Genomic DNA, 7,372 nt, shown 5'->3' with positions numbered 1-7,372 from the left:
GCGCCGACTCGGCGTTTCTCAGGCGTCAGGATGCGCCGACTCGGTCCTACTTGTTGGCCTTGCGGTGCCTCGAGGCGATCTTCGCGCGCTCGTTGGCGTCGAGGATCACCTTGCGGATGCGCACCATCTCGGGCGTCACCTCCACACACTCGTCGTCCCGGCAGAACTCCAGGCACTGCTCGAGCGAGAGCTTCCGCGGCGGGATGAGCTTCTCGAAGTTGTCCGACGTCGCCGACCGGATGTTGGTCTGCTGCTTCTCGCGGGTGATGTTGACGTCCATGTCGTCGGCGCGGGAGTTCTCGCCGACGATCATGCCCTCGTAGACCTCGGTGGAGGGCTCCACGAAGAGGGTGCCGCGCTCCTGGATCGAGGTCATGGCGTACGCCGTCGCCGCACCCGCGCGGTCGGCAACCAGCGAACCGTTGTTGCGCGCACGGATCTCGCCCGCCCACGGCATGTAGCCGTCGGAGATCGAGGACGACATGCCGGTGCCGCGGGTCAGCGTGAGGAAGTCGGTCCGGAAGCCGATCAGGCCGCGGGCCGGGACGACGAACTCCATCCGCACCCAGCCGGTGCCGTGGTTCGTCATGTTCTCCATGCGGCCCTTGCGGGTGGCCATCAGCTCGGTGATCGAGCCGAGGAACTCCTCGGGCGCGTCGATGGTCAGCCGCTCGACGGGCTCGTGCACCTTGCCGTCGATCTCGCGGGTGACGACCTGCGGCTTGCCGACGGTCAGCTCGTAGCCCTCGCGACGCATCTGCTCGACGAGGATCGCCAGCGCGAGCTCGCCTCGGCCCTGGACCTCCCAGGCGTCGGGACGCTCGGTGGGGAGCACGCGCAGCGACACGTTGCCGATGAGCTCGGTGTCGAGGCGGTCCTTGACCATGCGCGCGGTGACCTTGCTGCCCTTCACCTTGCCGACCAGCGGCGAGGTGTTGGTGCCGATGGTCATGGAGATCGCCGGCTCGTCGACCGTGATGAGCGGCAGAGCGATCGGGTTCTCGGGGTCGGCGAGCGTCTCGCCGATCATGATGTCGGGGATGCCGGCGATCGCGACGATGTCGCCCGGGCCGGCGTAGTCGCCGGGCACCCGGTCGAGGCCCTCGGTGATGAGGAGCTCGGTGATCTTGACGTTCTTGACGGTGCCGTCGGCCTTCATCCAGGCGACGGTCTCGCCCTTGCGCAGCTCACCGGCGTGGATGCGGATCAGCGCGAGCCGGCCGAGGAACGGAGAGGCGTCGAGGTTGGTGACGTGGGCCTGCAGGGGCGCACCCTCGCGGTAGGTCGGGGCGGGGATGGTGTCGAGGATCGTCTGGAAGAGCGGCTCGAGGTTGTCGCCGGCCGGGAGGGAGCCGTTGTCGGGCTTCTCCAGGGCTGCGATGCCGGCCTTGCCCGAGGCGTAGACGACCGGGAAGTCGAGCGCGTCGTGGGAGTGGCTGTCGTCGAGCAGGTCCATGAACAGCTCGTAGGTCTCGTCGACGACCTCGTCGATCCGCGCGTCGGGGCGGTCGACCTTGTTGACGACCAGCACGACGGGCATGTTGGCGTTGAGCGCCTTGCGGAGCACGAACCGGGTCTGCGGGAGCGGGCCCTCGGAGGCGTCGACGAGGAGGACGATGCCGTCGACCATCGACAGGCCGCGCTCGACCTCGCCGCCGAAGTCGGCGTGGCCGGGGGTGTCGATGATGTTGATCGTCATGCCCTCGGGGGCGGCAGCACCGTTGTAGTGGATCGCGGTGTTCTTCGCGAGGATCGTGATGCCCTTCTCGCGCTCGAGGTCACCGGAGTCCATGACGCGGTCGGCGACGGACTCGGCCTGGTGCGCGCTGAAGGCACCGCCCTGGCGCAGCATGGCGTCGACCAGCGTGGTCTTGCCGTGGTCGACGTGCGCCACGATGGCGACGTTGCGCAGGTTGGCCTGCTGGGTCTCGGACATGCGGAAGCCACTCGTCTCTCGTCAGGGGATACCAACGGATCCTATCGGCGCGACGGCAGGCGGCCCGCATCCTCGGAGCGGCCGAGCGACGTAGGATGGACCATGCCGAGGATCGCGACCACGACCCGCGTCACCCGCGACGAGCTGCTCGACTTCGTGCGCGGCCGGCACAGCTGGGTGCTCGTCACGACCCGGGCCGACGGGCGGCCGCAGCTCTCGCCGGTCACAGGCGGCGTCGACGGGTCCGGCCGGCTCGTCGTGTCGACGTACCCGGATCGGGCCAAGGCGGTCAACCTGCGCCGTCACCCGGAGGCCTCGGTGCTGGTGATCTCCGACGGGTTCGAGGACCCGTGGGTGCAGGTCGACGGGGTGGCCGAGGTCCTCGACATGCCGGAGGCCGAGGACGCGCTCGTGGACTACTTCCGCTGCATCTCCGGGGAGCATCCCGACTGGGACGAGTACCGAGCCGCGATGCGCCAGCAGGGCAAGTCGCTGATCCGGATCACGATCGACCGGTGGGGCCCCGTCGCGACCGGCGGCTTCCCGGCGGACCGGATGCCGGACTGACCCTCACTCCCGTCGGCCGCTTATCCACAGCTCGTACGTCGGGCCGAGCCGACTGTCGGCGTCCCGGGGCATGCTGGGCCCATGACCTCTCGGGACCATCACCAGCACTGTCAGTTCATCCCGCCCTACCTGATCGAGCGGATCCAGCCACCGGAGCTCGTCGCACGTGACCGCGCGCTGCGCGCCGCTCGGGCCGCCGGCCCGCGCCCGGCGCCGATGCCGGCCGTCGGCGCAGCCGCCTGGGTCGTCCACACCTCCCACAACACCAGCGCCCTGCCCGGCGACGTGGTCCGGTCGGCGGGCGACCCGGAGTCGGGTGACGCGGCGGTCGACGAGGCGGCGTACGGCATCACGGGGTCGCTCGCGCTGTACGCCGAGGTCTACGGACGCAGCTCCTACGACGGCAAGGGTGCGGGCGTGAGCCTGAGCGTCCACTACGAGCAGGGCTACGACAACGCCTACTGGGACGGCACCCAACTCGTGTTCGGCGATGGTGACGGCGAGATCTTCGGGCGCTTCACGATGCCGGTCGACGTGCTCGGCCACGAGTTCACGCACGCGGTCACCGAGCACAGCGCGGGGCTGACCTACCACGGACAGTCGGGTGCGCTCAACGAGTCGCTGTCGGACGTCTTCGGCTCCTGCCTGAAGCAGCGTCTGCTCGGCCAGCGGGTCGAGGAGGCCGACTGGCTGATCGGCCAGGGTCTCTTCCTGCCCGGCGTGCAGGCGCGGGCCCTACGCGACATGGCGCACCCGGGCACGGCGTACGACGACCCTCGTCTCGGCAAGGACCCTCAGGTCGGGCACATGGACGACTACGTCGACACCGCCGACGACAACGGCGGGGTGCACACCAACTCCGGCATCCCCAACCGCGCCTTCCAGCTAGCGGCGACCGCCGTCGGCGGCACCTCCTGGGACGGCGCGGGCCGGATCTGGTACGCCGCCCTGACCGGCGGCCAGGTCGGCCCCGACACCGACTTCGCCGCCTTCGCGGCCGCGACCGTGGCGGCGGCCGGGGAGCACGCCGACGTTGTCTCCCACGCCTGGGAGTCGGTCGGAGTCGGTGGGAGCATCCCGTCCGGGGCGAGCCCCGCGCAGTCCTCCAACAGCACGACGGTCGCCGTGCGGCGTACGGGCGGCTTCGCCGGACTGAGCAGTGAGGGTGCGGTCGACCTCGACGGCGACGACGACCGCGCTGAGGAGCTTCGCCTCCTGGTGACACGCGTCGACGTCGCGAGCGTGCCGGGAGGTTCGGCGGGCGCGGACCGGTTCGTCTACGACTTCGACCTGTGTGGCGACCGGTGCCGGGTGCCGGAGCAGCACCTCACCGCCGACCTGCGCCGGATCGCGGAGCTCATCTTGCGGTGAGACGGCGCGGGCGGCACGCCGACTCGGCGGCGAGGCGTCGACCCGTCAGGCGAGGGCGCGGTCGAGCGCCGCCTCGACGTGCACGGTGATGACGTCGAGCACCGGCACGTCGACATCCTGCGGGCGCACGAGCAGGGAGAGCTCCGACGCACCGAGGAGCACCGCGCTGACGCCGCTGTCCCACAGCTCGTCGACGATGGTCAGCAGCCGCTTGCGCGAGCTCGGGTTGACCTTCCGGAACACCAGCTCGTCGTAGATGATCGAGTCGACGGTGTCGATGTGCAGCGGGTCCGGCAGGTTCACGTCGAGACCGTGGTCGGCGATCCGCTCGGCGAAGAACGTGTTCTCCATCGTGTACTTCGTGCCGATGAAGCCGACGGTGCCGACGCCCATCGCGCGGCACTTGTCGGCCAGGATGTCGGCGAGGTGCAGCACGGGCACGTCGACCGCGGCCGCGACCTTGTCGTAGACGATGTGGAACGTCGTGCTGCAGAGCAGGACGAAGTCGGCACCAGCCGCGACGACACCGCGCGCGGCCTCGGCCAGGATCGCGGCGACGGCGTCCCAGTCGCCCTTGTCCTGGAGGTCGGTGAGCTCGGCCAGGTCGACCGACGACATGGCGAGCTTGGCGGAGTGGAGACCCCCGAGCCGCTCCTGCACTCCCTTGTTGAGACCCTCGTAGTAGGCGGCGCTGCTCTCCCAGCTCATCCCGCCGACGAGTCCGATCGTCTGCATGCCCGGCAGTCTGGCACCGGATCCGGCGCCCGGAGGAATCCTCGACGGCGCTCGCAGCTCAGTCGGTGACCCGGTGCACCTTGTGCTGGGCGGCCTGCGCGCGCGGCTTGATCACCAACGAGTCGATGTTGACGTGCGCGGGCCGGGTCACCATCCAGGCGATCGCGTCGGCGATGTCGTCCGCGACGAGCGGCTCCTCGACGCCCTGGTAGACCGCCGCCGCCTTGTCGGCATCGCCGCCGAAACGGACCAGCGCGAACTCGTCGGTCTTCACCATGCCCGGCGCGATCTCCATGACCCGCACCGGCTGGTCCCACAGCTCCAGACGCAGCGTCTCGGTGACGACCTGGGTGCCGTGCTTCGCGGCGGTGTAGCCGGCCCCGCCCTCGTACGCGATCCGGCCGGCGGTCGAGCCGACGTTCACGATCGCGCCCGCCCCTGAGGCGAGCAGCGCCGGGAGCAGCGCGCGGGTGACCTGCATGAGGCCGATGACGTTGACCTCGTACATCTGGCGCCAGTCCTCGGCTTCCGCCTCCGCGACCGACGAGGAGCCGAAGGCGCCGCCGGCGTTGTTGACGAGTACGTCGAGCCGGGGTCCGACCGCCGCTGCCAGGGCGGCGACCGAGTCGGTGGAGGTCACGTCCGTGGCGACCGCCGTGCCGCCGATCTCGGAGGCCAGCGCCTCGATCCGGTCGACGCGACGCGCAGCGAGGAAGACGTGGAAGCCGGCCTCCGCGAGCCGTCGCGCGGTCGCCGCACCGATACCGCTGCTCGCACCCGTCACCACCGCAGTCCTCATGGCGGTCATTCTTCACCAACCACCACCTGCCGCCGACCGCGGGCTCGCCGACCGGGGAATGCCCTCGCGAATGCCTCAGGGAATGCATCGGGTACCGGCGCGGTTGTGCGTCCCGGAGTGGTCCGAGCAGGAGGAGGTCGCAGCGTGGAGACGATCAGGCGTCTGGCGATGATCAGTCTGCACACGTCCCCGCTCGACCAGCCAGGCACCGGCGACGCAGGCGGCATGAACGTCTACGTGCTCGAGCTCGCCAAGCAGCTGGTCGGCCAGGGTGTCGAGGTCGACGTCTTCACCCGCGCCACGTCGTCGCGGTTGCCGCAGGTCGTCGATGCCCAGGACGGCGTACGGGTGCATCACGTCCACGCCGGTCCGTTCGAGGGCCTGACGAAGGGCGAGCTGCCCGGCCAGCTGTGCACGTTCGCGCGTGAGGTGCTGCGCGCCGAGGCCGCCCACCCGCTCGGCTACTACGACGTGGTCCACAGTCACTACTGGCTCTCCGGGCAGGTCGGTGCGCTGGCCCGCGACCGCTGGGGCGTCCCGCTGGTGCACTCGATGCACACGATGGCGAAGGTCAAGAACGACGCGCTCGCCGAGGGTGACACCCCGGAGCCGGTCGCGCGCGTCATCGGCGAGGAGCAGGTGGTCGAGGCGGCCGACGTGCTGGTCGCGAACACCGACCTCGAGGCGCGCCAGCTCATCGACCTCTACGACGCCGCGCCGAGCCGGGTCCAGGTCGTCCATCCGGGCGTCGACCTCTCGCTCTTCCGCCCGCTCGACAAGCACAGCGCCCGCGCCGCACTCGGGCTGCCGCAGGACGCCGCGGTGCTGCTGTTCGCCGGTCGCATCCAGCCGCTCAAGGCGCCCGACGTGCTCCTGCGCGCGGTCGCGGTGCTGCTGCACCGGCTCCCGGCACTGCGGGGACGTCTCGTCGTCCCGGTCGTCGGCGGTCCGTCTGGCTCCGGCCTCGACCGGCCCGAGTCGCTCGCCGCGCTGGCCGCCGAGCTCGACATCTCGGACGTGGTGCGGTTCGTGCCTCCGGTGTCCCAGGCCGAGCTCGCGCAGTGGTACGCCGCCGCGACGCTGGTCGCCGTGCCCTCGTACAACGAGTCGTTCGGGCTGGTGGCGATCGAGGCCCAGGCCACCGGCACGCCCGTCGTCGCCGCCGCGGTCGGCGGGCTCACCACCGCCGTCCGGCACGGCGAGAGCGGGCTGCTGGTCGACGGTCACGACCCGGAGCGCTGGGCCGAGGCGCTCGCACGCGTGGTGCTCGACGAGCAGCTCCGCATCACCCTGGAGGCCGGCGCCCTCGAGCAGGCCCGGTCGTTCTCCTGGGAGATGACCGCGGCCCGGACCCTGGAGGTCTACGAGAACGCCCGCTCGATCATGCGCGAGGGAGTGGCATGAGCACGGTGCCGGCTCCGGGTGGCAGCCCGGCGGAGGCCGTACGCGATCACCTGACCGAGAGCGGCATCGAGTTCACCGAGGCCGCCTCGGAGACGGGGGAGACCACCTTCTCGTTCTCGCTGCCCGGGGAGCGCAAGCTGCAGACCGCGGTGCGCGTCGACGTCGGCCGGCACGCGCTGGGGGTGCACGCGTTCGTCTGCCGTCGGCCTGACGAGAACTTCGAGGCCGTCTACCGCTGGCTCCTCGAGAAGAACCTGCGTCTCTACGGCGTGGCCTTCGCGCTCGACCACCACGGAGACATCTACCTCGACGGGCGACTCCCGCTGAGTGCGGTCACTCCACACGAGCTCGACCGGCTCCTCGGCTCGGTGCTCACCTACGCCGACGAGTCCTTCAACACGATCCTGGAGCTCGGTTTCGCCACCTCGATCCGCAAGGAGTGGGAGTGGCGCAACCTGCGCGGGGAGTCGACGAAGAACCTCGAGGCCTTCCGCGGCTGGCTCGAGCGCTGACGCGGCCCTGGCCCGCCGGCCTTTGGCGGGATGTCTCGGTGCTGTGTC

7 protein-coding genes are annotated in these 7,372 nt (G+C 70.6%); 4 read left to right on the top strand and 3 right to left on the bottom strand.

The annotated features are described in order from the left end of the window. Positions 1–46: 46 nt before the first annotated feature. Positions 47–1,936 carry a translational GTPase TypA gene (gene typA, locus ABD205_RS00405; RefSeq protein ID WP_344041247.1) on the bottom strand — a complete coding sequence of 630 codons (1,890 nt, stop codon included), beginning with the start codon at positions 1,934–1,936 and terminating at the stop codon, positions 47–49. 102 nt (positions 1,937–2,038) lie between these two features. Here typA and ABD205_RS00400 point away from each other — a divergent pair, with 102 nt between their 5' ends. Beyond that, complete coding sequence (locus ABD205_RS00400; RefSeq protein ID WP_344041245.1) at positions 2,039–2,503, top strand: PPOX class F420-dependent oxidoreductase; 465 nt, start codon at positions 2,039–2,041, stop codon at positions 2,501–2,503. A gap of 81 nt (positions 2,504–2,584) precedes the next feature. Next, entirely contained in the window at positions 2,585–3,874 is a 1,290-nt protein-coding gene (locus tag ABD205_RS00395; protein ID WP_344041243.1) for a protealysin inhibitor emfourin, read from the top strand. 45 nt (positions 3,875–3,919) lie between these two features. On the opposite strand, the gene ABD205_RS00390 is transcribed toward ABD205_RS00395, so the two are convergent. Together ABD205_RS00390 and ABD205_RS00385 are read right to left on the bottom strand one after the other, a co-directional pair. After that, complete coding sequence (locus ABD205_RS00390; RefSeq protein ID WP_344041241.1) at positions 3,920–4,609, bottom strand: aspartate/glutamate racemase family protein; 690 nt, start codon at positions 4,607–4,609, stop codon at positions 3,920–3,922. Positions 4,610–4,667: 58 nt separating this feature from the next. Beyond that, positions 4,668–5,417 (bottom strand): SDR family NAD(P)-dependent oxidoreductase, encoded by a 750-nt coding sequence (locus ABD205_RS00385; RefSeq protein ID WP_344041239.1) that lies wholly within the window; start codon positions 5,415–5,417, stop codon positions 4,668–4,670. A 135-nt stretch (positions 5,418–5,552) separates the two neighbouring features. Between ABD205_RS00385 and mshA the strand changes: the two genes are divergently transcribed. Together mshA and ABD205_RS00375 are read left to right on the top strand one after the other, a co-directional pair. Then, positions 5,553–6,812 carry a D-inositol-3-phosphate glycosyltransferase gene (gene mshA / locus ABD205_RS00380; protein ID WP_425572772.1) on the top strand — a complete coding sequence of 420 codons (1,260 nt, stop codon included), beginning with the start codon at positions 5,553–5,555 and terminating at the stop codon, positions 6,810–6,812. Further along, a complete protein-coding gene (locus ABD205_RS00375) occupies positions 6,809–7,324 on the top strand; it encodes a type III secretion system chaperone family protein (protein ID WP_344041237.1) in 516 nt (171 codons plus the stop codon). Before mshA ends, ABD205_RS00375 begins: the two co-directional genes overlap by 4 nt. Positions 7,325–7,372: the final 48 nt, after the last annotated feature.

Source organism: Nocardioides panacihumi (assembly GCF_039530925.1).
GTDB classification, from domain to species: Bacteria; Actinomycetota; Actinomycetes; order Propionibacteriales; family Nocardioidaceae; genus Nocardioides; species Nocardioides panacihumi.
This window is presented reverse-complemented; position numbering and strand designations above follow the sequence as displayed.

What these genes read in the sequence shown, in the direction of transcription:
- typA (WP_344041247.1), bottom strand. Translation starts at nt 1,936, where the DNA reads ATGTCCGAGACCCAGCAGGCCAACCTGCGCAACGTCGCCATCGTGGCG.
- ABD205_RS00400 (WP_344041245.1), top strand. Translation starts at nt 2,039, where the DNA reads ATGCCGAGGATCGCGACCACGACCCGCGTCACCCGCGACGAGCTGCTC.
- ABD205_RS00395 (WP_344041243.1), top strand. Translation starts at nt 2,585, where the DNA reads ATGACCTCTCGGGACCATCACCAGCACTGTCAGTTCATCCCGCCCTAC.
- ABD205_RS00390 (WP_344041241.1), bottom strand. Translation starts at nt 4,609, where the DNA reads ATGCAGACGATCGGACTCGTCGGCGGGATGAGCTGGGAGAGCAGCGCC.
- ABD205_RS00385 (WP_344041239.1), bottom strand. Translation starts at nt 5,417, where the DNA reads ATGACCGCCATGAGGACTGCGGTGGTGACGGGTGCGAGCAGCGGTATC.
- ABD205_RS00375 (WP_344041237.1), top strand. Translation starts at nt 6,809, where the DNA reads ATGAGCACGGTGCCGGCTCCGGGTGGCAGCCCGGCGGAGGCCGTACGC.